24 protein-coding genes and 1 tRNA gene are annotated in these 26,537 nt (G+C 69.0%); 2 read left to right on the plus strand and 23 right to left on the minus strand.

All coding sequences use genetic code 11. The annotated features are described in order from the left end of the window. Nucleotides 1-35: 35 nt before the first annotated feature. From atpA to RF646_RS07010, 11 genes are all read right to left on the minus strand, one after another. Nucleotides 36-1,661 (minus strand): F0F1 ATP synthase subunit alpha, encoded by a 1,626-nt coding sequence (gene atpA, locus RF646_RS06960; protein ID WP_367402225.1) that lies wholly within the window; start codon nt 1,659-1,661, stop codon nt 36-38. Between the two features lie 169 nt (nt 1,662-1,830). After that, complete coding sequence (locus RF646_RS06965; protein ID WP_368835573.1) at nt 1,831-2,604, minus strand: F0F1 ATP synthase subunit delta; 774 nt, start codon at nt 2,602-2,604, stop codon at nt 1,831-1,833. Between the two features lie 38 nt (nt 2,605-2,642). Next, entirely contained in the window at nt 2,643-3,194 is a 552-nt protein-coding gene (locus RF646_RS06970) for a F0F1 ATP synthase subunit B (RefSeq protein ID WP_035964661.1), read from the minus strand. A gap of 49 nt (nt 3,195-3,243) precedes the next feature. Continuing rightward, nucleotides 3,244-3,444 (minus strand): ATP synthase F0 subunit C, encoded by a 201-nt coding sequence (gene atpE / locus RF646_RS06975; protein ID WP_035964663.1) that lies wholly within the window; start codon nt 3,442-3,444, stop codon nt 3,244-3,246. A gap of 113 nt (nt 3,445-3,557) precedes the next feature. Then, a complete protein-coding gene (gene atpB / locus RF646_RS06980; protein ID WP_144930710.1) occupies nt 3,558-4,349 on the minus strand; it encodes a F0F1 ATP synthase subunit A in 792 nt (263 codons plus the stop codon). A 30-nt stretch (nt 4,350-4,379) separates the two neighbouring features. Beyond that, a complete protein-coding gene (locus RF646_RS06985) occupies nt 4,380-4,760 on the minus strand; it encodes a hypothetical protein (protein WP_368835574.1) in 381 nt (126 codons plus the stop codon). Further along, nucleotides 4,757-5,350 carry a hypothetical protein gene (locus tag RF646_RS06990; protein ID WP_368835575.1) on the minus strand — a complete coding sequence of 198 codons (594 nt, stop codon included), beginning with the start codon at nt 5,348-5,350 and terminating at the stop codon, nt 4,757-4,759. The genes RF646_RS06985 and RF646_RS06990 overlap by 4 nt, the downstream gene beginning before the upstream one ends. Next, a complete protein-coding gene (locus tag RF646_RS06995) occupies nt 5,347-6,477 on the minus strand; it encodes a glycosyltransferase family 4 protein (protein WP_368835576.1) in 1,131 nt (376 codons plus the stop codon). Before RF646_RS06995 ends, RF646_RS06990 begins: the two co-directional genes overlap by 4 nt. Next, complete coding sequence (locus RF646_RS07000; protein WP_368835577.1) at nt 6,474-8,432, minus strand: polysaccharide biosynthesis protein; 1,959 nt, start codon at nt 8,430-8,432, stop codon at nt 6,474-6,476. Before RF646_RS07000 ends, RF646_RS06995 begins: the two co-directional genes overlap by 4 nt. A 26-nt stretch (nt 8,433-8,458) precedes the next feature. Continuing rightward, entirely contained in the window at nt 8,459-9,316 is an 858-nt protein-coding gene (locus RF646_RS07005) for a glycosyltransferase (protein ID WP_368835578.1), read from the minus strand. Then, nucleotides 9,303-10,235 (minus strand): glycosyltransferase, encoded by a 933-nt coding sequence (locus RF646_RS07010; RefSeq protein WP_131332675.1) that lies wholly within the window; start codon nt 10,233-10,235, stop codon nt 9,303-9,305. The genes RF646_RS07005 and RF646_RS07010 overlap by 14 nt, the downstream gene beginning before the upstream one ends. 244 nt (nt 10,236-10,479) lie before the next feature. Here RF646_RS07010 and RF646_RS07015 point away from each other — a divergent pair, with 244 nt between their 5' ends. Then, a complete protein-coding gene (locus tag RF646_RS07015) occupies nt 10,480-11,448 on the plus strand; it encodes an NAD(P)-dependent oxidoreductase (RefSeq protein WP_085106384.1) in 969 nt (322 codons plus the stop codon). Between the two features lie 127 nt (nt 11,449-11,575). Here the strand turns inward: RF646_RS07015 and RF646_RS07020 are convergent, their stop codons facing one another. From RF646_RS07020 to argS, 9 genes are all read right to left on the minus strand, one after another. Beyond that, nucleotides 11,576-12,604 carry an L-threonylcarbamoyladenylate synthase gene (locus RF646_RS07020; protein WP_368835579.1) on the minus strand — a complete coding sequence of 343 codons (1,029 nt, stop codon included), beginning with the start codon at nt 12,602-12,604 and terminating at the stop codon, nt 11,576-11,578. A gap of 108 nt (nt 12,605-12,712) precedes the next feature. Then, entirely contained in the window at nt 12,713-13,579 is an 867-nt protein-coding gene (gene prmC / locus RF646_RS07025) for a peptide chain release factor N(5)-glutamine methyltransferase (RefSeq protein WP_368835580.1), read from the minus strand. Between the two features lie 6 nt (nt 13,580-13,585). Then, nucleotides 13,586-14,692: a peptide chain release factor 1 gene (gene prfA, locus RF646_RS07030; protein WP_368835581.1), complete on the minus strand. Its 1,107-nt coding sequence runs from the start codon at nt 14,690-14,692 to the stop codon at nt 13,586-13,588. A gap of 48 nt (nt 14,693-14,740) precedes the next feature. After that, on the minus strand, nt 14,741-16,876 hold the full coding sequence (gene rho / locus RF646_RS07035; RefSeq protein WP_085106353.1) for a transcription termination factor Rho: 2,136 nt from the start codon (nt 16,874-16,876) through the stop codon (nt 14,741-14,743). A gap of 291 nt (nt 16,877-17,167) precedes the next feature. After that, the gene (gene thrB / locus RF646_RS07040; RefSeq protein WP_240505590.1) at nt 17,168-18,130 is read right to left on the minus strand and encodes a homoserine kinase; all 963 of its coding nucleotides are present in this window, start codon (nt 18,128-18,130) and stop codon (nt 17,168-17,170) included. 95 nt (nt 18,131-18,225) lie between these two features. Next, the gene (gene thrC, locus RF646_RS07045; RefSeq protein WP_144998093.1) at nt 18,226-19,335 is read right to left on the minus strand and encodes a threonine synthase; all 1,110 of its coding nucleotides are present in this window, start codon (nt 19,333-19,335) and stop codon (nt 18,226-18,228) included. 62 nt (nt 19,336-19,397) lie between these two features. After that, nucleotides 19,398-20,714 (minus strand): homoserine dehydrogenase, encoded by a 1,317-nt coding sequence (locus RF646_RS07050; RefSeq protein WP_052160870.1) that lies wholly within the window; start codon nt 20,712-20,714, stop codon nt 19,398-19,400. Nucleotides 20,715-20,884: 170 nt separating this feature from the next. Beyond that, complete coding sequence (gene lysA / locus RF646_RS07055; RefSeq protein WP_368835582.1) at nt 20,885-22,315, minus strand: diaminopimelate decarboxylase; 1,431 nt, start codon at nt 22,313-22,315, stop codon at nt 20,885-20,887. Between the two features lie 4 nt (nt 22,316-22,319). Then, nucleotides 22,320-23,990, minus strand: coding sequence for an arginine--tRNA ligase (argS, locus tag RF646_RS07060; RefSeq protein ID WP_318541250.1), 1,671 nt, complete (start codon nt 23,988-23,990; stop codon nt 22,320-22,322). A 123-nt stretch (nt 23,991-24,113) separates the two neighbouring features. Between argS and RF646_RS07065 the strand changes: the two genes are divergently transcribed. Further along, a tRNA-Arg gene (locus RF646_RS07065) sits at nt 24,114-24,189 on the plus strand. 97 nt (nt 24,190-24,286) lie between these two features. Here RF646_RS07065 and RF646_RS07070 read toward each other — a convergent pair. Genes RF646_RS07070 through RF646_RS07080 form a run of 3 tightly spaced genes read right to left on the minus strand, consistent with a single transcriptional unit; the run spans nt 24,287 to nt 26,535 of the window. Then, complete coding sequence (locus RF646_RS07070) at nt 24,287-24,658, minus strand: hypothetical protein (RefSeq protein ID WP_064845341.1); 372 nt, start codon at nt 24,656-24,658, stop codon at nt 24,287-24,289. Between the two features lie 4 nt (nt 24,659-24,662). Next, the gene (locus tag RF646_RS07075) at nt 24,663-25,571 is read right to left on the minus strand and encodes an ABC transporter ATP-binding protein (RefSeq protein WP_368835583.1); all 909 of its coding nucleotides are present in this window, start codon (nt 25,569-25,571) and stop codon (nt 24,663-24,665) included. 4 nt (nt 25,572-25,575) lie between these two features. Then, a complete protein-coding gene (locus tag RF646_RS07080) occupies nt 25,576-26,535 on the minus strand; it encodes an ABC transporter permease (protein WP_368835584.1) in 960 nt (319 codons plus the stop codon). Between the last annotated feature and the right edge of the window lie 2 nt (nt 26,536-26,537).

Here is a 26,537-nt window from a genome sequence, read left to right on the forward strand (position 1 = left end):
GTGGTGCGCCGGATCCCGGCGCACCACGAGAACGGTTACTTCTTGACGATCGTTTCCTGGTTCACAGCGGTCGCGCCCAGGGACTCGTGCTCCTCGACCCCGGCCTCGATCCCGTGCTTGGAACCGTGGAAGTCCCGCTTGACCTCGGCCACGGCCGTCTTGAGCGCCTCGACCGCGTCGTCCTCGAGCTTGCCCGTGGAGTTGATCGAGTCCATCACGTTGGTCGTGCGCCGTACCTGGTCCAGCAGCGCGCGCTCGAAGTCCGCGACGTTGGCGACGTCGACGTCGTCGAGCTGGCCCGTGGTACCGGCCCAGATGGACACGACCTGGTCCGCGACGGGGTACGGCGTGTACTGGGGCTGCTTGAGCAGCTCCATGAGCCGCTCACCGCGGGTCAGCTGCTGACGGGACGCGGCGTCCAGGTCCGAGGCGAACATGGCGAACGCCTGCATGGAACGATAGGACGCGAGGTCCAGCTTCAGCGTGCCGGAGACCTTCTTCATGGCCTTGACCTGCGCGGCACCGCCCACGCGGGACACCGAGATGCCCACGTCCACAGCGGGACGCTGGTTGGCGTTGAACAGGTCCGACTGCAGGAAGATCTGGCCGTCGGTGATGGAGATGACGTTGGTCGGGATGAACGCCGAGACGTCGTTCGCCTTGGTCTCGATGATCGGCAGACCGGTCATGGAGCCCGCGCCCAGCTCGTCGGAGAGCTTGGCGCAACGCTCGAGCAGACGGGAGTGCAGGTAGAAGACATCACCCGGGTACGCTTCACGTCCCGGCGGGCGGCGCAGCAGCAGCGACACCGCACGGTAGGCCTCGGCCTGCTTGGAGAGGTCGTCGAAGACGATGAGCACGTGCTTGCCGCCGTACATCCAGTGCTGACCGATCGCGGAACCCGAGTAGGGGGCCAGGTACTTCAGACCGGCGGACTCGGACGCGGGAGCGGCCACGATCGTGGTGTACTCCAGGGCGCCGTTGTCCTCGAGGGTCTGGCGCACCGCGGCGATCGTGGAGGCCTTCTGACCGATGGCCACGTAGATGCAGCGCACCTGCTTGTCCACGTCACCGGACTCCCAGTTGGAGCGCTGGTTCAGGATGGCGTCCACGGCGATTGCGGTCTTACCGGTCTGACGGTCACCGATGATCAGCTGACGCTGGCCACGCCCGATCGGGATCATGGCGTCGATGGCCTTCATGCCGGTCTGCAGCGGCTCATGCACCGACTTACGCATGGTCACGCCCGGAGCCTGCAGCTCCAGTTCGCGGCGACCCTCGGTGGCGATGGGTCCGAGATCGTCCAGGGGCTCGCCCAGGGGGTCCACGACGCGGCCGAGGTAGCCCTCGCCCACGGGCACCGACAACACCTCGCCGGTGCGGTGCACCTCCTGGCCTTCCTCGATGCCCTGGAAGTCACCGAGCACCACGACGCCGATGTCGCGGGTGTCGAGGTTCAGGGCCAGGCCCAGCACCCCGTTCTCGAACTTGAGCAACTCGTTCGCCATGACGGAGGGCAGGCCCTCCACATGCGCGATACCGTCCGCGGCGGACGACACGCGTCCGACTTCTACTCGTTCCACATTGCCGGGATCGTAGGACGCCGCGAACTCATTCAGCGCACTACGGACCTCATCGGCATTGATGGTCACATCGGCCATCTACTGTCCCTGCTCTCTACGTCTTGTGATCATCGCTCGAGCCATGACCACGGTTGTACTTGTCGCGATGCGTTGCCCCATCGCCGTGCGGCCGCCTCAGCGGTCGGGGGGCAACGTGACGAGATGCCGGCATCGACCGACTCCCCGCGATCCCCGCTGCGCGCGGGGATCAGGCTGCGATCCGCTGCTGCAACTGTTCCAGCCGGTGGGTCACCGATCCGTCGATGACCTCCTCGCCCACCTGCACCCGCAGGCCACCCACCAACGACGGGTCCACCTCCGTGGTGAGCTTCAGGTCCCGTCCGTACAGCCGGTTCAGACCCTGGCGCAGTTTCTCCGTCTGGTCCTCCCGGAGGGGACGAGCCGTGGTGATCCGCGCGATCCAGCGCTGCTGACGGTCCGCGACCAACTCGGCAAAGTGCCCGAGCAGGCGACCGGGTAGTGCGCCCCGGGGTTCGCTCGCCGCGCGTTCGATCAGCAAGGACACCTCCTCCGAGCTCGCCGTCATGAGACGACGGGCCAGGGTGACCTTGGCCTGCGCGCTCGCGCGCGAGTCCGAGAACGCGTTCTGCACCTCGGTGGAGTGATCCAGTACGGACTTGAACCGGATCAGTTCGTCCACGAGGGTCTCGAGCGCGTTCACGCCGCCGCGGTTCTCGGCGGACGCGGCCGCGAACAACACGGCCGTGCGTTCGATCCCGTCACCCAGCTGGCGCTCGGTGGCGCTGCGCTGGGATGCGAGTTCGGCGACGACGTCCACGGCCACCTCGTGCGCGCGGCCGTCGAGCAGCGTGTGCACGAACCGGGCGCGGTCCTCTGCGGGCCGGGAGGGATCCGTGAGAGCGCGGCGCAGTGCGCCGTTCTCGTCCACGATGTCCAGGATCTCGAACAACTGGTGTGCGATCTCGGGACTCGCGGCAGATGCCCAGCGGTCAACGTCCACGGAGAGCGGACGATAGGGTTCGTTCGATGCTTCTGCCATTACCGTGCAGCTCCCGTGCGACCTTGCTCGGCCTCGAGATCAGCCAGGAAACGATCGACCACGCGGTTGGCGCGATCGTCGTCGTTCAAGGACTCCCCGACGATCTTGGACGCGAGCTGTGTTGCCAAAGTGCCGACCTCGTCACGCAGTGAGACCACAGCGGCCGCACGCTCGGCCTCGATGGCCTTGTGGGCGTTCTCGGTGATCCGCGCGGATTCGAGGTTGGCGCGATCCTTGAAGTCCGCCAGGATCTTCTCGCCCTCGGAGCGAGCTTCCTCACGAATCTTCTGGGCCTCGAGCCGGGCACTTTCGAGCTGCTGGTTGTACTCGTCGCGAGCGGCCTTCGCCTCGGCCTGAGCAGCCTTGGCCTTGGCCAGTCCACCCTCGATGGCGTCGGCGCGGTCCCTGAAGACCTTCTCGAACGCCGGGACGATGAACTTGTACGCGATGAAGAGCAGAATTGCGAACCCCACAAAGGTAATCAGCATTTCCCAGCCGTTGGGGAACAGAGGGCTCTGCCCCTCTTCAGCTGCCAACACCATTGCGTTCATGAGCGCGATTCCTGTTCTCTAGTTAGGGCGAGTGCGAAAGGGAGAGCCCTTAGAGCAGCGCCAGGACGAAGCCCAGAATGGCGAGCGCCTCGACCACGGCGAAGCCCATGAACAGCATGGGCTGGATCACGCGCTGGGACTCGGGCTGACGGGCCACGGACTGCATGTAAGCCGCGAAGATGAGACCCACACCGATGCCACCGCCGATGGCAGCGAGACCGTAGCCAATAACGCTGAGCGAACCTTCCATTATGGATATTTCCTTTCTGGGTGCCCGCTGGAGCGGGCCGTGGTGCCATTACGGGAAACCGTGAATGGTCGATGGTCACGTGAGCGGCCCGGAGGTCGCGCTCCTTCGTGGGGCTAGTGCCCCTCCTGCAGTGCGCCCTGTACGTACACGGCGAACAGCAGGGTGAAGATGTAGGCCTGAAGGATCTGGATCAGAACCTCCAGGAAGTAGATGAACAGTCCGAGGACCAGACCGAAGATCGAACCGCCGATGCCCAGGGCGCCGCCCACCTCGGTGGCGAGGTACGCCATGAAGGCCGCCGCGACCATGATGGCCATGTGGCCGGCGAACATGGTGGCGAACACACGCAGTGCGTGGGTCACGGGGCGGATGATCATGTTCGAGAGGAACTCGAGCGGGATCAGGATGAGGTACAGGACCTTGGGGACGTTCGGCGGCATGGTCATCTTGGCCATGAAGTGGCCCAGACCGTGGCGCTTGATGCCGACCCCGACCCACACGACGTAGGCGATTGCCGCGAAGACGTACGCGGTGCCGGGGTGCGAGAACGTGGGCAGCTGAAGGACGGGGATGGACCCGAAGAGGTTGTTCACCAGGATAAAGAAGAAGAAGGTGAACAGCAGGGGCACGAACGGGCGGAAGTCCTTCTCGCCGATGATGTCGCGACCCAGGTGGTTACGCACGAGCCCGTAGCCCATCTCACCCAGGTACTGGCCCTTGGTGGGGACCAGCGCTCGCCGCCGCACCACGTACATGAAGAACGCGGCGATCAGAACGACCGACAACAGGATCAGCAACGAGTGCTTACCGAGGGCGAAGGAACCCACTTCGAAGAACGGGGGCAGATGCGCATCTTCCGTGGTCGGGGCCACGAATTCGGCCGGAATCCTCAGGGCGGGGTTCAATACGGGTCCTTTCTGCGGTATCCAGACCGGTCACACTCTGGGCTCGGGGCCCATGCCGGATGACTTCTTCGTCTCCGACGGGGTCTTTTGCGGGGCGGTACTGCGGTTCAAGGCGTCCCTCATATGAAGATAACCGAGGTACACCCCGGCGGCCGCCCCAAAGACAGCTCCCGCGATCACAATCCACCGAGTTCCCAGTAGGTGATCCAGGAACCAGCCTACCAAACTCCAAAACACCGCACCGACCACGATGTACAGCAGGACCGCGATCCCACCACCCAGACCGCCACGCTCCACGAGCTCCCCCGCGGTGTGGAGGGTTTCCTTGCGCGCGTTGTCCCGCATGCGCGTTGACATCCCCCGCAGGTCCCTGGGGCGCCGTTCTCCCGGCTCGTTCGGTGCGGAACTCATGGCGTTCGCCTTTCGTGAGTGGGTCGGTCGTGCCCCGCCCGGCCGCCACTCGAGTCACGGGCGGGAGGGACGGACGGGGCGGCAGCGGCGTCGTCGTGGGCGTGTTCGACGGCCGACGACGCCGCGTGGGGTGCGGGCTCGGGCGCGTCCTGCCGGGTGACACGGCGGGTCAGCACGGTGAAACCGGCCAGGGCGAGTACGAGACACACCAGGACGGTCACGGCGAACACGCGCGGGACGAGCCACGGCGGGGCCCCCAGGAACAGCAGGAACCAGCCCAGCACGAGCACCTTGAGGAGGTACAGCGCGGCGAGCGCGGGAGCCGTGGCCGCTGGTGCCACGCGGTACATCTGAGCCGCCACGAGGGCGGTGGCTGCGGAGCTGACCGCGATGATCCCCGCCCCGAGCAGCACCGAGCGCGGTGCCGAGAGCATGTCCACGACGGCTGAAAGTGTAAGCAGAATCACACCCAGGATCAGGAACATGACGGCCCCGGCCCGCACACCCCGGGCGTAGGAAGGGGGGCGGGAGCGGGCGGCGTCGTGCGCGGCGGATTCCGCCGACGAACGCGGAGCGCGGTCAGGGGTCACGGGCGCAGACTCCGTGCGGTGCTCCGGGCGCGGTCGAGCAGCACCGGGGACACGAGGTACAGCACGATCACGAGCACCACGGCCACACCGGCGAGCACGGAACCCGTGCCCGCGGCCCGCAGACCGTAGAGGGAGATCAGACTGACGCACGCCGTGGCGGTCGTGACCACCGTGGCGGACTGCACGTGGGACAGGCCCACGTCCGTGAGGCGCTGGTAGACGTGCTGCCGGTGCGGTGTGTACCAGACCTCTCCGCGGCGGATCCGCAGCACGAGCGTCACGGCGGTGTCCGCGAGGTAGACCAGCAGCGGAGACAGCAGGTACTCCACGTAGACGCCCGAGAGGAACGCGCCGATCGCGATCGCGGCGATGGCACCGCCCAGGACGTAGGAGCCGACGTCGCCCAGGAAGACCGTACCGCGCCCCAGGTTCCACGGTAGGAAGCCCAGGAACGCACCGGCGAGCGCGAGGCCCGCGCACACCATCCACGGCATCCCGTTTGCCGCACCGGCCCACGCGTAGAACAGCCCCACCACGCCGCCGTGCAGCCCGGAGATCCCGTTGATACCGTCCATGAAGTTGGCGATGTTGACGTAGGCCACGGTCGCGAGCACACCCACGGGCCACCACCACGCGGGGATGCCCAGGGCCACGATCATGGCGGCGGTCCCGAGCGCGCCCACGAGGGCCTGCATGCCCAACCGGACTCCGATGGACACGCCGCGGTAGTCCTCGGCCCAGCCCAGGGCCGCGCTGGCCGCGGTCATGGCGAGCACGGACAGGGCGAGCGAGCGGTCCACGGGGATCAGACCGAACCCCAGGGACAGCCCGTACGTGAGGATCAGGGCGATGGCCACCGCGAGTCCCATCCCGCGCAGTACGGGCCGCGAGTGCGAGGACCGGTCGGACGGGATGTCGATCACGCCCCACCGGCGTAGCAACGGCTTGACCGCGAACGGCAGGAGCACTGAGAGCACGAAGGCAGCGGCGAGTGTCCACGGGGCGAGGGCCAACAACAGGTTCAGCGCCTGGCCGTCCGTGAAAGTGGCGGGGCCAGTGTCGACCGCGGGGGCCGTGGGTACGCCGTGGGCGGGCAGGAACGCGGTGGACACGAGGACGGTGCTCATGCGTGGCGCCTCCAGCCCGTGTGACCCTGGGCGGCGTCGCCGTCCGCACCGTCAGCGTCCGCGTCCTCGGCGCGGGGTCCGGTGGCCGGGGCGCACTCGGCGGCGCGCGGCACGGAGAAGTCCGTGACCTTGGGCTGGGTGCTCACCACGACCTGCGGGATGGACCCCGTGAACATCATCCCGCCGCGCACCTTCCACACGTGACGGTCCAGGTTCGCGGGATCCAGGCGCTCGGCCTTGGCGTGGGAGATCTTGGGGTGGAAGGGCCGCTCGTCGGTCTCACCCGTGCCGATGAGGTCCTCGTGCAGCTTCTCACCGTGGCGCAGCCCGGTGATCTCGATGCTGATGTCCTCGCGTCCGGACATCGACCGCAACCGGCGGGCGATGTCCAGGATCCGCACGGGCTCCCCCATGTCCAGGATGAGCACCTCTCCCCCGTGCGCGATCGCACCGGCCTGGATCACGAGCTGACACGCCTCGGGGATGGTCATGAAGTACCGGGTGGCATCCGGGTGGGTCACGGTGATCGGCCCGCCCTGGCGGATCTGTTCCGCGAACAGCGGTAGCATGGACCCGCGCGAACCGAAGACGTTGCCGAAGCGCACGGACGCGTAGCGCTTGCCCGTGCGGTCCCCCATCCACGCGGTGAGTTTCTCCGCCACGCGCTTGGAGTGACCGAGCGCCGTGGTGGGGTTGGCGGCCTTGTCCGTGGAGATGTTCACGAACACGTCCACGTCCACGGCGGCCGCGGCGCTCAACACGTGCAGCGAGCCCATGACGTTGGTCTTCCACGCCTCGTCCGGGTACTGCTCGAGCAGGGACACGTGCTTCAGCGCCGCAGCGTGAAAGACCACCTGGGGGCGGCGGTCCTGGAACACCCGGGTGAGCGCGTCCGGATCGCGGATGTCACAGAGCACGGTGTCGTTGCCGTCCAGCAGGCCACGCCCGGTGATGGAGATCTGGGTGGCCTGCAATCCGGATTCGTCACGGTCCAGCATGATCAGCTCGGCGGGTTCGAAACCCACGAGTTGGCGGCACAGTTCCGAACCGATCGACCCACCCGCGCCCGTGACGAGCACGCGCTTGCCGGTCACGTACCCCGCAATGGCCTCCACGTGGATGTCCACGGGCCGCCGTCCGATGAGGTCCTCCATGGAGATGTCACGAAGGTCCACGCTCTGGTTTGCGCCGGTGAGCATCTCGGTCAGGGGCGGGACGGTCATCACGCGGGTCCCGGTGCCCTCCACGGCTTCCGAGACGCGTTGCATGGTGCGGGGGTCCACGTCCGCGACGGCCACGATCAGCACGCCGGCGCGCGTGTGCTCCAGGACGGACGCGGCGTCGTGCAGCGTGCCCATGACCGGGACGGAAGAGATGCGCAGGTGCTTCTTGGCGGGGTCGTCGTCGAGCAGGGCCACGGGCAGGAAACCGGAGGCGGGGTCCTGCATCATGCGGTGTACCAGGAACGTGCCCAGCGCGCCCGCACCGAAGATCACCACGTTCTGCGCCTGCTCACCCGGCTTGGCCGTGGATTCCTGGTACATGCGTTTGAGGTAGCGGAACGCGGCCATCAGCAGGCACGCGAACGGGAACGCGATGAACCCCAGCGAGCGCGGGATCCACAGGGCCACACCGAAGACCAGCAGGACGGCCTCGAGCAGTGCCGTGACGATCACGGTCACGACCACGAGCAGCTTGGCCTCCTCGAAACTGCCGAACGAGTACCGGCCCTTGTAGAGGGCGAACGAGAAGCCCACGAGCAGTTGCAGCACGACCGCCACCACGCACGTGATGATCACGCCCCCCACGGAGATGAGCTCCATGTTCATCTCGAACCGGAGGAACGCCGCGACCCACAGCGCCACGATCCACGCGACGGAATCCAAGATCATCTGGATCCACAGCCACGCGACCGGTTTGTCCGCTCGGGGGGTGGGGCTTGCGGGGGTGACCATGCAGTCGTAGTCCTTTCGGGTGCGGGTCAGTGGCGGTGACCCACCATGAGCCGGTACGCCGTTTCCCGTACCCTCAGGGGGACGAATCGGTAGCCGCCGCGCACCATGACGTTCACGGCCCATTGTAGGAACCCCACGTGGCCCAGGGTGCGCAACCGGTGCTGCAACGTCAGTTCGGCTCGCAGCACGCGGTACCCGCCGCGGCGTTCGTAGGAGCCCGCGGAGACGCGATAACCCACGAGCGGTTCCGCCACGTTGCGCACGTCCGCCCCGGCATGGAGCATGCGCGTCCACAACCAGTAGTCCTCGGCCATGGGGACGTCCTCGTAACCACCCACGGCGAGCGCGGCACTGCGGCGCAGCACGACCGTGGGGTGGGAGATGGGGTTGCGGTATCGGCTCACCGCGGCGATCCGCGCGGCCCCCACGGGGGCTGTGCGCAGCGCGACGGGCCGAGTCTCGTCGTCGCCGATCTCGTGCATGGACGCACCCACGAGGTCCGCGCCGTCCTCGATCAGGGGCAGTTGCCTCTCGAACCGGCGGGGGTAGGAGACGTCGTCCGCGTCCGCGCGCGCGACGACGTCGTACGCGCACCGCGGCAACGCAACGGTCAGCGCCTGGGCGAGGCCACCGTTCTCCGGGATCCGCAGCACACGGACGGGGATCGGGGATTCTTTCGCGAGCCGCTCGAGCTCCGCCGTGACCGACGCCGGCACCGGACCGTCCTGGACGAGCAGCACCTCCGCGGGCGGGCGGGTCTGCTCCACCGAATTAGACTCCACCGCACGCCGGATCCGCTCGGCGGTGTCCGCGGCGTACACGGGGATCAGCACCGAGAACCGAGCCGGCAGTTGCGCGGGGGTCAGCGGGTCAGCGAGGGCCACCGAAACCACGTCCGCGCATGCCGTTGCCGTAGAGCCGCGCCCACCGCACCAGTCCGGGCAGATCACGGTGGCGCGCGTAGTGGGCGGGGTAGCCGATCGCGTCCGCGACCAGTTGCACCACGCGCTTGTAACGCCACGAGACGTACCCGCGGTTACGGAAGAAGTGGCGCTGCTTGAACTCCCCCGGCGGGATCAACACCTGCAGCTTGCCGGGGATCACCACGTGTTCCTCGGCCCAGCCCGGCGGGTGGGACACGGCCGTGGTCGTGACCGTGCCGAACGGCAGCCCACTCTTGCGCAGGCGCACGAGGAAGTCGACCTCATCCCCGCGCAGGAACAGTTTCAGGTCCGGCAACCCCACCCGGAAGAACACGGACTCGTCCATGAGCGCACCGTTGAAGAAATTGGCGTAGGAATCGATGAAGCCCAGCGGTTCCAGGTCCGCGCGACGGTGGGTGATCCCACCGTCCAAGCGGAACGGGAACGCGAGGGCGTCGTGGTCCTGGGGCGCCACGATGAGCGGTGACACCACGGCGAGCCCCCGCTCGCGCGCTGTTTCGCGCAGGGTGTGTAGGCACTCGGGGTCCTCGGGATGGGCGTCGTCGTCCATGAGCCACACCTGGTCCGCGCCGCTCGCGAGCGCCGTGAGGATGGCGAGCGCGAATCCGCCCGCCCCGCCCAGATTGGCCACGGAGCGGCGGTAGTGCAGCGTGAAGGCTCCCCCGATCCGCTCCCCCAGCGCGGCCTCGTCCAGGGCAGTGCGCCCGGCGTCCACGAGACACAGACTCGCGATCGGGTCGGTCTGGACGCGCAGCGCGTCGATCAGCGCCGCGACGTCCTCGGGGCGGTCCTGCGTGACGCACGCGACGCTCACGTTCGCGTCCGGACGGTCGCTCGCCCGCGCGGTGGATTCGGTCATGGCGCCCCCGGGACGACTCGTGATGTGCAAGGAAGATGTGCTCGACCGCGGCGCACGCGCAGCCGCTCGCGCGGGCGCCCGGCACGCCGGTGAACTCCGGGAGTCTATCAACGCGTACCTTGACGCCACCTCGACGTCACCCGTACGGGTGATGTGCCGTGCTGACGACCACGGGCTGACCACTAAGAACGGGTCCGGGGCGCTACCGTACGATGAAGACACCATCACAGGAGGAGACACAACAGTGACGGCTCACAGCTGGCGCGTTCTCGGGGCCACGGGGTTCATCGGTTCCGCCATCACCACTGCCCTGCAGACCCGGAACATCCCGGTCACCCCGGTGGCCACCCCCCGACTGGCCTCGCCCGCGACCACGGTGCACCACCTCATTGAGCACGCGCACCGCCTCGAGTCCGTGATCGACTACCTGGCCGATTCCTTCGCCGGCGCGGACGTGGTGGTCAACGCCGCCGGTCTGGCCGCCCCCGATCAGACGCACCAGCAGTCCCTCACCGGGGCTAACGCGCTGCTTCCCGTCCTCGTGGCGCTCGCCGCCCACCGCACGGGCGTGCGCCGGGTGATCCACATGAGTTCCGCGTCCGTGCAGGCCGACGCACCCGTGCTGGACGAGTCCATCCGCACCGCACCGTTCTCCCCCTACTCCTTCTCCAAGGCCCTGGGCGAGTCCGCGCTCTACCGGTTGCGCTCCCAATGGCGCGAGGAATCCGGCGCTCCGCAGTTGAGCGTCATCCGCGCGACGTCCGTGATGGGCAGCGGGCGGCGCACCACGCGCATGCTCGCACGGTTCGCGTCCTCGCCCCTGAGCTCGGTCGCCGGGGACGGTTCCGCCCCCACCCCCGTGACCTCCGTGACCGCCCTCGCGCAGTTCACGGTGGCCGTGGGCGAGTTCCCTGAGGTCCTGCCCCCCGTGATCCTGCAACCGTGGGAGGGCGCCACGACCGGTTCCGTGCTGCGCGACGCCGGACGCCGCCACCCCCTGCAGCTGCCGTCCTGGGTGTGCCGGGCGGTGATCGCGACCGCGCGCACGGCCTCGGCCGCTGCCGGTTACCGCTACGGCGGGCTCATCCGCCGCCTGGAGGTCACGTGGTTCGGTCAGCGCCAGGTCCCCGGGTGGGCCCACGAGAACGGTGTGCTCCCCGAGCCCCACGTGCAGGAGGTGCTGCGCCAGGCGCACCTCGCGCTGGGTCGCTGAGCCGCGCGTTGGGTTCTTCGCAGCGCGGCCGCGCCCGGACCGGAGCACTCCCGCGCTGACAGAACGATCCCCGCACCGTACCCGTCATGGGATGGTGCGGGGATCGTCTCGTCAAGTCGCCTGTTGTTCAGGCCCCGTGGTTCTCGGGTTCCCCGGCGACGAGCCGCTGCGCCTCCTCCATGCTCAGTGCCCCGGTCCCGTCCCAGCGCGGCTCGGTGTCCGGTGTGCGTTCCCGTCCCTGGTCCACGAACGGACGGGCCTCCGCGGGGGAACTGCGGACCAGGTCGGTCACGAGGTCCTCGTCCGCGGAAGTCGAGCCGGCCGAGAGGGCCGCGCCCTCGCCGAACGATTCCGGTGCATTCGCTTCGGGGTTCTGACGCGCGGACTGTGTCGACGCCGCGGCGTCGTCGTCCGAGACCGCCGCGCCGGCACCGCCGGCTGCAGCGGCCGCCTCCGGGCTCTCACCGGTCGCCGGAGCTGCCGGTTCGGTGCCGCCGTCCACGTTCGGGACGACCTCGCGTAGCCGCGCCAGCGTGATCACGCCGTGGCGCAGCACCACGGGCGTCTCCCCCGTGCAGTCCACGATGGTCGAGGCCACGTCCTGCGCACCGGTGGGGACCTCACCCGCGGGCCGCGGACCGGCGTCGAGGTAGAGCGCCACGCGGTCCTGCAGCATCTCGCGGGCCTGCTCGGCGGTGCGCGCGGCGGGCATCCCCGTCCGGTTGGCGGAGGACACGGCCATGGGACCCACGCGTTCGAGGACCGCGCGGGTCACGGCGTCGTCGGGAACGCGTAGCGCCACTGTCCCATGGGTCTCCCCCAGGTCCCAGCCCAGGGTGGGCTGGGCCCAGCAGATGATCGTGAGGGCGCCGGGCCAGAACTCCTGCGCGAGCGCGCGGGCGTCGTCGGAGATCTGGTCCGCGAGGCCGTCGATCACCTCGGGGCGGGCAATCAGCACGGGCGGGGGCATTTCCCGCGTGCGGCCCTTGGCGCCCAGCAGTCCCTGGACACCGGGCGCCGAGAACGCATCGCAGCCGATGCCGTAGACGGTGTCCGTGGGCAGCACGAGGCATTCGCCGTCCGCGACGACGCCCGCGGCCTCGGTCACGGCCGCTTCGAGTTCCTGCGGGGTCCCGCAGGATCGGATCTCACTCACGAGCAACTCCTCTGCTGACGTGTTTCGTGTTCTTCCCGTGCTCCGCGCACCCGGCCGTCCCGTTCACGGTACGTCTCCCGGCACGACGGCGCTGCGGCGCCCGGTCTCTCAGCCCCCCGGCCCCGGCAGCGTGGCGGTCGTGGCCCGCGGGCGGTCGGTCAGGTCGTGGTGCGTGTGGATGTCCCGGAACCCCCGGTCCTCGAGGGCGCGGGCGACGGCCGCGACCTGGGACTCGGCGTGTTCCATGACGAACGAACCGCCCGGACGCAGGATCCGCACGGCGGTGTCCATCGCGGCGCACGGGAACGTCATCCCGGTCTCGTCCCCGCCGTACAGCGCCGTGGGTGGATCGTAATCGCGTACCTCGGGATCCTCCGGGATCTCACCGTCCGGGACGTAGGGTGGGTTGGTCACGACCACGCAGAACCGCCCCGCCGACTCGACCGTGACATCGCGGTAGTCGGATTCGAGCAAGCGCACGCGGGAGCCCGCCAGATTGCGCCGGGTCCACTCCAGTGCGGCCGGTTCGCGTTCCACGGCGGTGACCCTACTCGCGGGATCCTCGCTCGCCACGGCCAGGGCTATCGCGCCACTGCCCGTCCCGAGGTCGATGACCCCCGGGTGGGTCTCGCCGGCCCCGCGCCATACGCGCACCAGATCCAGGGTCAATTGGACGAGCAGTTCGGTCTCCGGGCGGGGGACGAAGACCCCGGGACCCACCGCGAGCTCGAGCTTACGGAACGGGGCCGTGCCCGTGATGTGTTGCAGGGGCTCACGCCGTGCGCGGCGTTCCACGAGGTCGCGGTACCCGTGCGGTTCCGGCGCGCCCAGGATGGCCCGCGCTTCGGTGTCCCCGCGGCCCAGGCCCAGCGTGTGGGCGGCGAGCAACACGGCGTCGACGTCCGGGGAGGCCACACCCGCGCGAAGCAACCGGGACCGGCCCCACGCGATCGCCTGGGCGAGAGTCGTGGCCACGGGAAGTTACTTCCCGCCCACGGACCCGTGCTGTGCGGAGTCCTGACCCAGTTGTTCCAACCGGTGCTTCTCGTCCAGTTCCACGGCGGAGGCGATCACGGGTTCCAATGCGCCGTCCAGGACGTGGTCCAGGTTGTAGGCCTTGTACCCGGTGCGGTGGTCCGCGATGCGGTTCTCGGGGAAGTTGTAGGTGCGGATGCGTTCCGAACGGTCCACGGTGCGCACCTGCGACTTGCGGGCCGCGGCGTTCTCGGCGTCGATCTGTTCCTGCTGGTGCGCGAGCAACCGGGCGCGCAACACGCGCATGGCCGCCTCACGGTTCTGCAGCTGGGACTTCTCGTTTTGCATGGACACCACGATGCCCGTAGGAACGTGCGTGATCCGCACCGCGGAGTCGGTGGTGTTCACCGACTGCCCACCCGGACCCGAGGACCGGTAGACGTCGATCTTGAGGTCGTTCTGGTTGATGTCGATCTCGTCCGGCTCGACCACCTCGGGGAAGACCAGCACCCCCGCAGCGGACGTGTGCACGCGCCCCTGGGACTCGGTCACGGGCACCCGCTGCACGCGATGCACCCCGCCCTCGTACTTGAACCGGGCCCACGCGCCCTCGGCCGGATCGGAGGAGGACCCCTTGACCGCGAGCTGGACGTCCTTGTAGCCGCCCAGTTCGGTGGGGGTTGACGAGAGGATCTCGGTCTTGAACCCGGACTGTTCTGCGAAGCGCATGTACATGCGCAGTAGGTCCCCGGCGAACAGGGCGGATTCGTCCCCGCCTTCACCCGCCTTGACCTCGAGGATTACGTTGCGGCCGTCGTCCGGGTCCCGCGGGATGAGCTTGCGGCGCAGTTCCTCGCGCGCCACGACAAGCTCGTCCTCAAGGGGCTTGACCTCCGCGGCGAATTCGGGATCCACGCTCCCGAGCTCGCGCGCGGCGCCCAGGTCCTCGGAGATGCGTTCCACCCGGCGATGCGCCTCAACGATGCCGTTGAGTTCGGAGTAGCGCCGACCCAGTTTCCTGGCCTTGCTCGCGTCCGCGTGGACGGCGGGATCCGCCAGGGCGCGCTGGAGCTCGGCGTGCTCATCCAGCAGCGGCTGAACGGGGTCGGACATACGGTGCTCTCCTGGGATCGACGGGTGGAACGCGGTGCTCGCGGGTTCCTAGTGACCGGCCAGCGTGGTCTTCTGGACCTGCAGCAGGAACTCGGTGTTGGACTGGGTATCCCGCAGCTTGCTCGTGAGCAGTTCCAGGGCCTGCTGCTGTTCCAGACCGGAGAGCACGCGGCGCAGCCGCCACATGATCTTGATCTCGTCCGCGGACAGCAGGTTCTCCTCGCGGCGGGTACCGGAGGAATTGACGTCCACGGCCGGGAAGATCCGCCGGTCCGCGAGCTGACGGGACAGGCGCAGTTCCATGTTGCCCGTGCCCTTGAACTCCTCGAAGATGACCTCGTCCATCTTGGACCCGGTCTCCACGAGCGCGGTCGCGAGGATGGTCAGCGAGCCACCGTTCTCGATGTTGCGCGCGGCGCCGAAGAATTTCTTGGGCGGGTACAGCGCGGCGGAGTCCACACCACCGGAGAGGATGCGGCCGGACGCCGGTGCCGAGAGGTTGTACGCGCGGCCCAGGCGGGTCATGGAGTCCAGCAGGACCACCACGTCCATGCCCATCTCCACCAGGCGCTTGGCCCGCTCGATCGCGAGCTCCGCGACCGTGGTGTGGTCGTCCGCAGGCCGGTCGAAGGTCGAGGCGATGACCTCACCCTTGACCGTGCGCTGCATGTCCGTGACCTCTTCGGGGCGCTCGTCCACGAGCACCATCATGAGGTGGACCTCGGGGTTGTTGGTCGTGATCGCGTTGGCGATCGACTGCAGCATGAGCGTCTTACCGGCCTTGGGCGGGGAAACGATCAGACCGCGCTGGCCCTTGCCGATCGGGGCCACGAGATCCACCACGCGGGGACCGATCTTCTTGGGCTCGGTCTCCAGGCGCAGCCGCTCCTGGGGGTACAGCGGGACGAGCTTGTTGAACTCGACCCGGTCCTTGTTCTCCTCGGGCTTGCGGCCGTTGACCGTGGTCAGCTGCACGAGCGCGGAGAACTTCTGGCGCGAGTTGTTGTGTTGTTCGCCCTCGCGGGGAGCACGGATGGCACCCACGATCGCGTCGCCCTTGCGCAGGTTGTTCTTCTTGACCTGGGAGAGGCTCACGTACACGTCCGACGGGCCGGGCAGGTAGCCCGAGGTGCGCACGAACGCGTAGTTGTCGAGCACGTCCAGGATGCCCGCCACGGGCAGCAGGACGTCGTCCTCGGTGATCTCGACGTCGTCCACGTCCGGACCGTTGTGCCGGTTGCGACGGTTGCGCCGCTCGTTGCGGTCGTTGCGGTCGTTGCGATCGTTACGGTCGTTGCGATTGCGGTTGCGCCGGTTGCGGCGGGAGTTGCCCTCACCGTCGTTGTTGCGATCGTTGTTGTTGCGGTTGCGCCGGTCGTTGCGGTTCTGGTTGTCCTGACCACCGTCCTTGGGGTCACCGGAATCGTTGGAACCGCCTTGGCCCTTGGAGTCACGGCGGTTGTCCCGGTCCTGACCGTTGTCCTTGGAATCCTTCTGGTGGTTGGCGTGGCGGGAACCGTCCACCTGACCCTGCTTGTTCTCGCGCCGGTTCTCGTCCTGGGACGAGCCGTTCTGCTCGGACTTCTCGTTGCGGCGACCGCGCTGGTTGCGCTGGCCGCGCCCGGACTCGTTGCCGGAGTCGTCAGAGCCCTGGGCGGAGTCCTGCCCGGACTCGTCCCGGCCCTTCTCCGCCTGGTCCTTGTCCTGCTGGTTCTGGGCGGAACGGTCCTGGCCGGAGCGCCCGTGCTCACCGGTGCCGCTGGCCGTGGCGCGCCGGGAACGGCGCGAACCGCCCTGCCGCGGGACGTTCTGTTCGCCGTTCTCGCCCTCCGAGCCCTCCTGGGGCTTCGAGGAGGAGTCCGACGACGCCGCGTCCGCGGACGCGGCGGCCGGAGCGTCGTCGGCGGAGGACGACTGCGGAGCGTCGGAGGAGTGGCGCTGGGAGGCCTTGCGAGCGGTCTGCTCGATCTTGGCCTCCACGGCTTTGTCGCGCTCGGCGACGGCGCCCCCGCGCTGGTGGGCCTCGATGGCCTCGACCAGCAGGGACTTGCGCATGCGACGCGCGCCGGTAATGCCCAACTGGGCCGCGAGGGCCTGCAGCTGCGCGAGTTTGAGCCCGGACAGACCGGTGCTCTGGGCGTTCGAGGTGTCCGTTCCCTGTTCGGGGGCGGTGGTTTCTGTCACGAAGCTTCCTTCTGACTCGATGGGGGTTGCGGCACTCAGATCGCCAGCAACCCGACGATGATGGTGTGGGCCACCCGCGGCGGGCCACGAAAGTGCGCGCCGGAGGCGCGCGTCATCAGCAATGAAGTCCCCCGAATCTCCCGCGGAGCCGGGACGCCACATTACAGAGGTGGCTGGTCTACGCGGAAGAGGATCGCAGAGAGGCGACGCGGTCGAACACCTGCGTTGAGGAACTGCGCACGAGGCTCGGCTGCGGGGCTGCACTGTCCGGCACGGACGCGAACCCGGGGCCTATTGCGTGGATACGCTCACTTTAGCACCCTCTTCGGGCACCCGCAGGACATGAACACGCCACGTCACCGTTCGCCCCTGGTACTCGTGCGCCGACGACGCCGCGTCCGCCGCGATCTCCTCGATCGCCGCAGCCACGCGCCCAGCGTGCTCCGCGCCGTTCGCGAGCGTGAGCACGGTGGGGCCCGCACCCGAGATCAGGGCGGCGTGACCGAGGTCGCGCAATCGGGTCATGAGCTCGCAGCTCGGTGCCATGGCCTGTGCGCGGTAGGGCTGGTGCAGCAGGTCGAACGTCGCGGGCACGAGCAGCTCGGGCCGTTCGCCCAGGGCCGCAACCAGAAGCGCCGCGCGGCCGGCGTTCACGGCCGCCGTTCGATGCGCGATCATCTCCGGCAGCAGCCCGCGGGCCACCGACGTGGCGACTTCGAAGTCGGGCACCGCGACCACGGGGACCACGTCCGGGTGCACGCGCACGGGCACGCTGTGGAAACGGCCTTCGTCCTCGTACGAGATCGTCAGACCACCCAGCAGGGTGGGGGCCACGTTGTCCGGGTGTCCCTCCATGTGGGAGCACACCTGCAGCACCGCATCCGGTGAGAGCCGGTGGGACGCGGGGAGCAGCGCGTTGGCCGCGAGGACACCGGCGACCACCGCGGAGGCCGACGAGCCCATGCCCCGGCCGTGCGGGATCGCGTTGTGGGCGCGCAAGCGCAGCGGGGGCAGCTCACCGGCCCCGGCGGCGTCGAACGCGGCCTGCATGGCACGGATCACCAGGTGCTCGGGACCGCGCGGCACGCCCGCCGCGCCCTCCCCCGAGAGGTCGAACTCGAGTCCGCGCTCGATGCGCGTGAGCGTCACGGTGTCGTAGTGACCCAGCGCGAGACCGAGCGAGTCGAAGCCCGGCCCCACGTTGCCCGTGGAGCCGGGGACCCGCACGCTCACGGTGGTACCCACGGGCGTGATGGCGCCCGGCACGCTCCCGGTGCGGGGTGCGCTGTCGGTGTCGGGCGCGTCGGTGCGGGTGGCGTGCAACGGTGCGTTATTCACGGCGGAGCCGGTCATTCCAGGCCGAGGGCCGAGGCCACGGAGACCACGTCGAAGGCCACGCGCTTGGGCTCGGCGGCCGTGGGGTCCTCGGCCTCGGCGCCCTTGATCGCCCACTGGGGGTCCTTCAGGCCGTGGCCCGTGACGGTCACCACGATCGTCGCGTCCCTGGGTACCTCCCCGGCCCGGGCCTTCTTGAGCAGACCCGCCACTCCGGACGCGGAGCCCGGTTCCACGAACACGCCCTCGCGGGACGAGAGCCAGCGGTGGGCCTCGAGGATCTCGACGTCGCTCACGGAGTCGATGAGCCCGCCGGACTCGTCACGCGCGGCGATGGCCGTGTCCCAGGACGCGGGGTTGCCGATCCGGATCGCAGTCGCGATGGTCTCCGGTTCCGTCACGGGATGGCCCAGCACGAGAGGTGCGGCACCCTCCGCCTGGAAGCCCCACATGGCGGGCGTGCGGGTGGACACCGCGGGCAGGGTCTCACCCGAGGTGGCCGGGGTCTCCTGCGCGTACTCTCGGTAGCCCTTCCAGTACGCCGTGATGTTCCCGGCGTTGCCCACGGGCAGCACGTGGATGTCCGGGGCGTCGCCCAGTGTGTCCACGACCTCGAAGGCCGCGGTCTTCTGACCCTCGATCCGGTACGGGTTCACGGAGTTGACCAGGAAGACCGGGTAGGACTCGGAGAGCTTGCGCGCGACCTCCAGGCAGTTGTCGAAGTTGCCGTCGATCTGGATGATGTCCGCGCCGTGGGCCACGGCCTGGGACATTTTGCCCATGGAGATCTTGCCCTCCGGCACGAGCACCGCGCTGCGCATCCCGGCCTGCTTGGCGTACGCCGCCGCGGACGCGGACGTGTTGCCGGTGGACGCGCACACCACGGCCTTGGCCCCGGACTCCTTGGCCTTGGTGATGGCCATGGTCATCCCGCGGTCCTTGAACGAACCGGTGGGGTTCATGCCCTCGAACTTGAGCCACACCGTGGAGCCCGTGAGCTCGGACAGCGCCCGCGCCTGGATCAGAGGGGTGCCACCCTCTCCCATGGTGATGACCTCGGTCTGCTTGGTGACCGGCAACCGGTCCTTGTACTCGTTGATGACGCCCTGCCAGACGTGTGCCATGCCGCGTGCTCCTCGGTTCGACTCGTGGCCCCGCGCCGCGTGGTGCGCGGGGCGCTCAAGAATTATTCTCCGGCTTCCACCGGTGTGACGGACACGATGTCCCGCACCACGTCCAGCTCGCGCAGGGCCGCGACCGTGGCCATGAGGGACGCGTGTCGGCCGCTGTGCGTCACGAGCCGCAGCTGGGACATCCCGGGGGCGTCCGGGTCCTCGATCTGCAGCATCGTGGAGATCGAGACCCCGTGGTCCGCGAACACCTGGGCCAGTTGCGCGAGCGCACCCAGTCGGTCCGTGACGGCCACCGTGATGGACAGCCGCGTGGTGGCGTCGTCCATGCTCACGGCGGGCAGCGCCGCGTAGGCGTCGAGCGGGATGCCCTGAGCTCCCAGCGCGATCGCGCGCGCCGCGGAGACGAGGTCGCCCAGCACCGCCGACGCCGTGGGGTGACCACCCGCGCCCTGTCCGTAGAACATGAGGGAACCCGCGTTCGCGGCCTCCACGAACACCGCGTTGTACGCGCCGTGCACACCCGCGAGCACGTGGTCGCGCGGGATCATCACGGGGTTCACGCGCAGATTCACGCCGTCACCGCAGCGCTCGCCCACGGACAGCAGCTTGATCACGTACCCCGCCTCGCGGGCGGCCGCGACGTCCTGCGCCGTGATGCCCGTGATCCCCACGCAGTGCACGTCCGCGATCGTGTAGGTCGAGTGGAACGCGAGGGACGCGAGCACGGCGGCCTTGGCGGCGGCGTCGTGCCCCTCGACGTCCGCGGTGGGGTCCGCCTCGGCGTAGCCGAGCTCCTGAGCCTGCGCGAGGGCGTCGTCGAACGCGGCCCCCGTGGTGTCCATCTGGTCCAGGATGAAGTTGGTGGTCCCGTTCATGATGCCCAAGAAACGGTTGACCCGGTCCCCCGCGAGCGAGTCGCGCATGGGGCGCACGATGGGGATCGCGCCGGCCACCGCGGCCTCGTAGGACAACTGTGCGCCCGACGCCGCCGCGGCGTCGTGCAGTTCGCGCCCGTGCTCGGCGAGCAGCGCCTTGTTGCCCGTGATCACGGACTTCCCGGCGTTCAGGGCACGCAGCACACGCGTGCGCGTGGGTTCGATCCCGCCGGTCAGCTCCACCACCACGTCCGCGGCGTCGATCACCGCGTCCACGTCCGTGGTCAGCAGCTCCGCGGGCAGCTCCGTGTCCCGCGGGGCTTGCGGATTGCGCACGGCCACGCCGCTCAGCTCCAGGCACACGCCGCTGCGCAGGGCCAGCTCGTGGGCGTGGTTGAGCAGCACGCGGGCCACCTGGGAACCCACGGTGCCGGCACCCAGCAGGCCCACTTTCAGCACGGGCGTCTCGCGGTCGGTTGCGGGTGAAGTGTTCATGGCTCCTGGTGTTCTGTTGGGGGCTTGCTGTCGGGGCGTGTCAATGGGTGGGGCCGCGCCCCGCGGGCGGTCGCGGCCCGGTGGGCGCGGCGAGGCGGGCGCGGCGGGGCGGCGTCCGGCGCGGTGGCGGGGTGCGACGTCGCTCGCGTACCTCGACCGCGCCGGGCGGCTCACACCCCGGTGTCGCGGGCGAGCAGATCCGTGAGGGACTCGCGGCGCACGATCTCGCGGGTGGCACCGTCCGGTGCGACCGCCACGATCCCCGGGCGGGGCAGCCAGTTGTAATTGCTGGACAGGGACCAGCAATACGCACCGGTCACGGGCACCACGAGCAGGTCACCCGCGGTGACGTCCCCGGGGAGGTAGACGTCCTTGACCACGATGTCACCGGACTCGCAGTGCTTGCCGACCACGCGCGAGAGCACGGGCGACTCCTCGGACACGCGGTTGGCGAGCACAGCGGTGTAGTCGGCGTCGTAGAGCACGGGACGGGCGTTGTCGCTCATGCCGCCGTCCACGGACACGTACCGGCGCTGCACGCCCGGGCTGACCGTGACCGTCTTGACGGTGCCCACCGTATAGACCGTGCACCCGGAGGGTCCGGCGATGAACCGGCCCGGTTCGAAGGACAGGTGCGGGGTGGGCAGGTCCGAGGACTCGAGCACGGAGGTGAGCAGCGGGGCGAGGTCCGCGGCGATCGCGGCGACCTCGCGCGGGCTGTCCGCGGCGGTGTACGCCACACCGTGGCCGCCACCCAGGTCGATCTCGGGCAGCGTCACGTCCCAGCGCTCGGCCACGGTCTCGCGCAGCGCGAAGACGCGCTCGGCGGCCTGACCGAAGCCCTCCGCCGCGAAAATCTGGGATCCGATGTGGCAGTGCAGCCCGCGCAGGTCCAGTGCATCGGAGGCGTGAACGCATGCAGCCACGGCCACGAGTGCGAGAGAGTCCTCCCCCTCCTGCACGGGGTTCAGCGAGAGTCCGAACTTCTGGTCCTCGTGGGCGGTCGCGATGAACTCGTGCGTGGACGCGTGCACCCCCGGGGTCACGCGGATCATCACGGGCGCGCGGGTGCCGCGGTCGCGGGCCAGCCGTGCCACGAGCTCGATCTCGGCGAGCGAGTCCACGACGATGCGTCCCACGCCCACCTCGAGGGCCCGGTCGAGTTCCTCCGCGGACTTGTTGTTGCCGTGCAACGCGATCCGGCCCGGGGCCACACCCGCGGCGAGCGCCACGGCGAGTTCCCCGCCGGAGGCGGTGTCGATATTGAGGCCCTCCTCCGTGGCCCACCGCGCCACGGCGGTGTTCAGCAGGGCCTTGGAGGCGTAGTAGACCTCGAGTTCCACGCCGAGAGGATTCAGGGCGGCCTCGAACGCCTCGCGGAAACCGCGGGCGCGGTCCCGGAAGGTCCGTTCAGAGACCACGTAGCTCGGGGAACCGTGGCGCGCGGCGATCTCGGTCACGGGCACGGAATCCACGGTGACGCACCCCGTGTCATCCCGGGCGTACTGGGACGTGAAGACCACGGGGTCCAGTGCCGCGGGGTCCGCGGGGACCTGCAGCCAGGCCGGGGCGAGCGGGTGGGCGGGAGCGAGTTCGGTCATGGGATCACATCCTTTCGGGAGCGGAGACGCCCAGCAGGTCCAGCCCATTGGCGAGGACCTGGCGCACGGCGTCGTTGAGCCATAGGCGGGTGTGGTGGACGGGCGCCACGGGGTCGTCGCCCTGCGGGGTGACCCGGCACGCGTCGTACCAGCGGTGGTACGCCCCGGCCAGGGCCTCGAGGTGGCGCGCCACGCGGTGCGGTTCGCGCAGGGCCGCGGCCTGGGCGACGACGGACGGGTACTGTCCGAGCGCGGCCAACAGGTCCGCTTCACGCGGGTGCTCGAGCAGGGACGCGTCGAACCGGGCGGCGCCGGCCTCGTCCGTGTGCGCGACACCGGCGGCGTGGGCGTTGCGTTCCACAGCGCACGTGCGTGCGTGGGCGTACTGGACGTAGAAGACCGGGTTCTCGTTGGAGCGCTTGGTCAGCACGTCCAAATCGATGTCGATGTTGGAGTCCACGGAATAGCGGGTCAGCGAGTACCGCGCGGCGTCCACGCCCACGGCCTCCACGAGGTCCTCCATGGTCACCACGGTGCCCGCGCGCTTGGACATCCGCACCGCGGTGCCGTCCTTGACCAGGTTGACCATCTGACCGATCAGCACCTCGACGGCGTCCGGGGAGTCCCCGAGCGCGGCCGCCGCGGCCTTGAGCCGGGCCACGTAGCCGTGGTGGTCCGCGCCGAGCATGTAGATGCACAGGTCCGCACCGCGGTCCCGCTTGTTCTTGAAGTAGGCGATGTCCCCCGCGATGTACGCGGCGTGACCGTCCGACTTGATGACCACGCGGTCCTTGTCGTCCCCGTGGTCGGTGGAGCGCAGCCACCACGCTCCGTCCTCGAAGTACAGCGCGTCCGAGGAACGCAGCTGGTCGAGCAGCTTCTCGACCTGGCCGTCCTCGAACAGCGAGTTCTCGTGGAAGAAGACGTCGAAGTCCACGCCGAAATCGTGCAGCGAGGATTTGATCTGGGCGAACATCAGTTCCACGCCCGCGGCGCGGAAGACCTCCTGCGGGTCCTCGGACTCCAGGGCGTCCGGGTGCTGGGCCAGGACCTCGTCCGCGATCTCGGAGATGTACTGCCCGCCGTAGCCGTCCTCCGGGGCGGCCTCCCCGCGGGCACGGGCCAGCAGGGAACGGGCGAAGCGATCGATCTGGTTGCCGTGGTCGTTGAAGTAGTACTCCCGCACGACCGAGGCACCCTGCGCATCCAGGATCCGGGCCAGGGAGTCACCCACGGCGGCCCACCGCGTGCCACCCAGGTGAATCGGACCGGTGGGGTTCGCGGAGACGAACTCGAGGTTGATGGTCGTGCCGGACAGGGTATCCGCGGTCCCAAAGGCGCGCCCCTGTTCCACGATCGACTGCGCGAGCTCACCGGCCGCGGCGGCGTCGAGTGTGACGTTGAGGAAGCCCGGACCGGCGATGTCCACCGTCTTCACACCGGGGACGGCCGACAGGCGCTCGGAGAGGATCTGCGCGACGTCCCGGGGGGAACGGCCCACCTTCTTGGCCACCTGCATGGCCACGGTGGTAGCCCAGTCCCCGTGCTCACGGTTCTTGGGTCGCTCCACCTTCGCGTGCGGGAGTTCGGCGCCGTCCACCGGGGTCAGTTCACCGGCGGCCACGGCGTCTTGCAGGCATGCGGACACAGCGGAGGAAAGTTCTTCAGGAGTCACTGTGCCAGTGTAACGGCGCGGGAGCACCCCGCTCGATCCGCGCCGATTGGTGCGCCCGCGCGACCTGGTAGTATCGTCGAGTTGTCGTCGCGGGCCTCGTTCTCGGGTCCTGTGACACCGCACGCCCGCGTAGCTCAGTGGATAGAGCGTCTGCCTCCGGAGCAGAAGGTCGTAGGTTCGAATCCTGTCGCGGGCACCACGAATGCCCTCCCCTCGGGGAGGGCATTTTCCCATTTTGGGGACCCCCACGCCCTACGGGGCCGGCACCCGGATCGCGGGTGGTTCGAGCTAGCGGGTCAGCGGTGACCGCGGCGCTGCTCGCGGGTCCTCAGGTGGGGGTTCAGCTCGAGTGGGTCGTACTCATTGACCACGGAGTCGCTGCCGTAGTGCTCTTCGAGCAGTTGGTCCTCCTCCACCGGGCGGGGTGGAGCCGTGCGCCGCAGCACGACCCCCACGATCGTGAGCAGGCCACCCACCGCGAGGGTTCCGAAACCCACCGCGATCATGGTCCACCCGCGAGTGTTCAAGGGCTCTCCCCCGTGGTCCGCCGCGGCTCGGCTCATGGCCACGAGTGCCTCCGGGAGGGTGAAACAACACACGAACAACAAAAGCAGCCCCACCGCGGTGATGACGGACGTGAAACGTTGTCTGCGGTGGGGCTGCTTCATACGATCAATGGCCTTCCGGTGACACCCCCGGAGCGGAGGAACCACCCGTTGGGGCGCCATGGGCGGGGGCACCCCGGGACGGGGCACCGGCCGGTTCGGCGCTGCGAGCTGTCTCCAGAAGCGTAGCGTCATCCAGGGCGGGTTCGCCCGTGGCCGCTTGCAGCTTGCGGAACTCGGCGAGCAGATCCGCCACGGTCGCCTTGGCCTTCTGCTGCGCGTCCAGCTCGAAAAGGATGCGACCCTCGTGCATCATGATGAGCCGGTTGCCCAGCCGCAGGGCCTGGTCCATGTTGTGCGTGACCATGAGCGTGGTCAGGTGACGCTCGTTCACGATCCGCTCGGTGATCTCCGTGACGTGCTGCGCACGCTGGGGATCCAGTGCGGCCGTGTGCTCGTCCAGTAACAAGATCTCGGGTGCGGAGAACGTGGCCATGAGCAGGGACAGCGCCTGGCGTTGCCCGCCGGACAGCAACCCCACCTTGGCCCCCAGCCGGTGCTCCAGACCCAGTTCGAGGGTCTTGAGCTCCTGCTCGAACTCGTGGCGTCGGGCGCGGGTGACGCCGCGCGCGAGACCACGGGAGCGACCGCGGCGCTGCGCGATGGCCATGTTCTGCTCGATGCTCAGGGTGGGCGAGGATCCCTTCATGGGGTCCTGGAACACCCGGGAGATCCACGTGGCCTTGCGGTGTTCGGGAAGCCGCGTGACGTCCCGCTCCCCCACCATGATCCGGCCGCTGTCCGGGATGATCGTCCCGGACACCGTGTTGAGCAGGGTGGACTTGCCCGCACCGTTGGAGCCGATGACCGTGACGAAGTCCCCGGGGTTGACCGTGAGGCTCACCCCGTTCAACGCCACGCGTTCGTTGACCGTCCCGGCGAAGAACGTCTTGCGCACGTCCTGTACGTTCAACATCCGATCACGCTCCCGTTCGTCCGGACACACCGGCGTCCACGGTGCGCCGGGCGCGGGATCGCACGTCCGCCTGCACCGCTTGCGCGGCCCTGAGGGTGCGGTGGCGCTTCCACCGCTTGTACACGCCGAGCTGCGGCAGCACGAGCGCGATCACCACGAGCACCGCGGAGATCAGCTTCATGTCCGAGGGGTTCAGTCCCGCCTGCAGCGCCACGGTGATCACCAGGCGGTACAGCACCGAGCCGAGGATCACCGCGAGCGTGGCGATCACCACGGTGCGCGTGCCGAAGATGCCCTGGCCGAGGATCACGGAGGCGAGGCCCACGACGATCATGCCGATGCCCATGCCGATGTCCGCGAAGCCCTGGTACTGCGCGATCAGGGCACCGGACAAGCCCACGAGGGCGTTGGACAGGCACAGACCGAGGATCTTCTGCCGGTCCGTATTCACCCCGAAAGAACGGATCATCTCCGGGTTGTCACCCGTGGCCTGCATGGCCAGGCCGGCGTCCGTGTACAGGAACCAGTCCAGTGCGAGCTTCACGAGCAGCACACCGACCAACAACAACAGCACTCCTACGACCGTCCCCTGCAGCCCGGCCTCGCGCAGGGGCGTGAAGACGGTCTCCTCGCGCAACAGCGCGAGGTTCGCCTTGCCACCCATAAGCCGCAGGTTCACGGAGTACAGGGCGGTCATGGTCAGGATGCCCGCGAGCAACCCGTTGATTCGCGCCTTGGTGTGCAGCAGCGCGGTGATCAGACCGGCGAAGGCGCCGACCACGAAGCCCACGACGGTCGCGAACCACGAGCTGCCGCCGTGCAGGATCACCATGGCCGCGGTGGCCGCCCCGCTCGTGAAGGACTGGTCCACGGTCAGGTCCGGGAAGTCCAGCACGCGGAACGTGAGGTACACGCCCAGGGCCATGATCGCGTAGATCAGCCCCAGTTCGATTCCAGCGATCACCG

The sequence above is a fragment of the Kocuria sp. CPCC 205261 genome, from assembly GCF_040981025.1.
Taxonomy (GTDB): domain Bacteria; phylum Actinomycetota; class Actinomycetes; order Actinomycetales; family Micrococcaceae; genus Kocuria; species Kocuria marina.

Bases quoted from the DNA above. Each gene is read 5' to 3' on its own strand.
- atpA (WP_367402225.1), bottom strand. From the start codon at position 1,661: ATGGCCGATGTGACCATCAATGCCGATGAGGTCCGTAGTGCGCTGAAT.
- RF646_RS06970 (WP_035964661.1), bottom strand. From the start codon at position 3,194: ATGAACGCAATGGTGTTGGCAGCTGAAGAGGGGCAGAGCCCTCTGTTC.
- atpE (WP_035964663.1), bottom strand. From the start codon at position 3,444: ATGGAAGGTTCGCTCAGCGTTATTGGCTACGGTCTCGCTGCCATCGGC.
- RF646_RS06985 (WP_368835574.1), bottom strand. From the start codon at position 4,760: ATGAGTTCCGCACCGAACGAGCCGGGAGAACGGCGCCCCAGGGACCTG.
- RF646_RS06995 (WP_368835576.1), bottom strand. From the start codon at position 6,477: ATGAGCACCGTCCTCGTGTCCACCGCGTTCCTGCCCGCCCACGGCGTA.
- RF646_RS07000 (WP_368835577.1), bottom strand. From the start codon at position 8,432: ATGGTCACCCCCGCAAGCCCCACCCCCCGAGCGGACAAACCGGTCGCG.
- RF646_RS07010 (WP_131332675.1), bottom strand. From the start codon at position 10,235: ATGACCGAATCCACCGCGCGGGCGAGCGACCGTCCGGACGCGAACGTG.
- prfA (WP_368835581.1), bottom strand. From the start codon at position 14,692: ATGTCCGACCCCGTTCAGCCGCTGCTGGATGAGCACGCCGAGCTCCAG.
- thrC (WP_144998093.1), bottom strand. From the start codon at position 19,335: ATGGCACACGTCTGGCAGGGCGTCATCAACGAGTACAAGGACCGGTTG.
- RF646_RS07050 (WP_052160870.1), bottom strand. From the start codon at position 20,714: ATGAACACTTCACCCGCAACCGACCGCGAGACGCCCGTGCTGAAAGTG.
- lysA (WP_368835582.1), bottom strand. From the start codon at position 22,315: ATGACCGAACTCGCTCCCGCCCACCCGCTCGCCCCGGCCTGGCTGCAG.
- RF646_RS07070 (WP_064845341.1), bottom strand. From the start codon at position 24,658: ATGAAGCAGCCCCACCGCAGACAACGTTTCACGTCCGTCATCACCGCG.
- RF646_RS07075 (WP_368835583.1), bottom strand. From the start codon at position 25,571: ATGTTGAACGTACAGGACGTGCGCAAGACGTTCTTCGCCGGGACGGTC.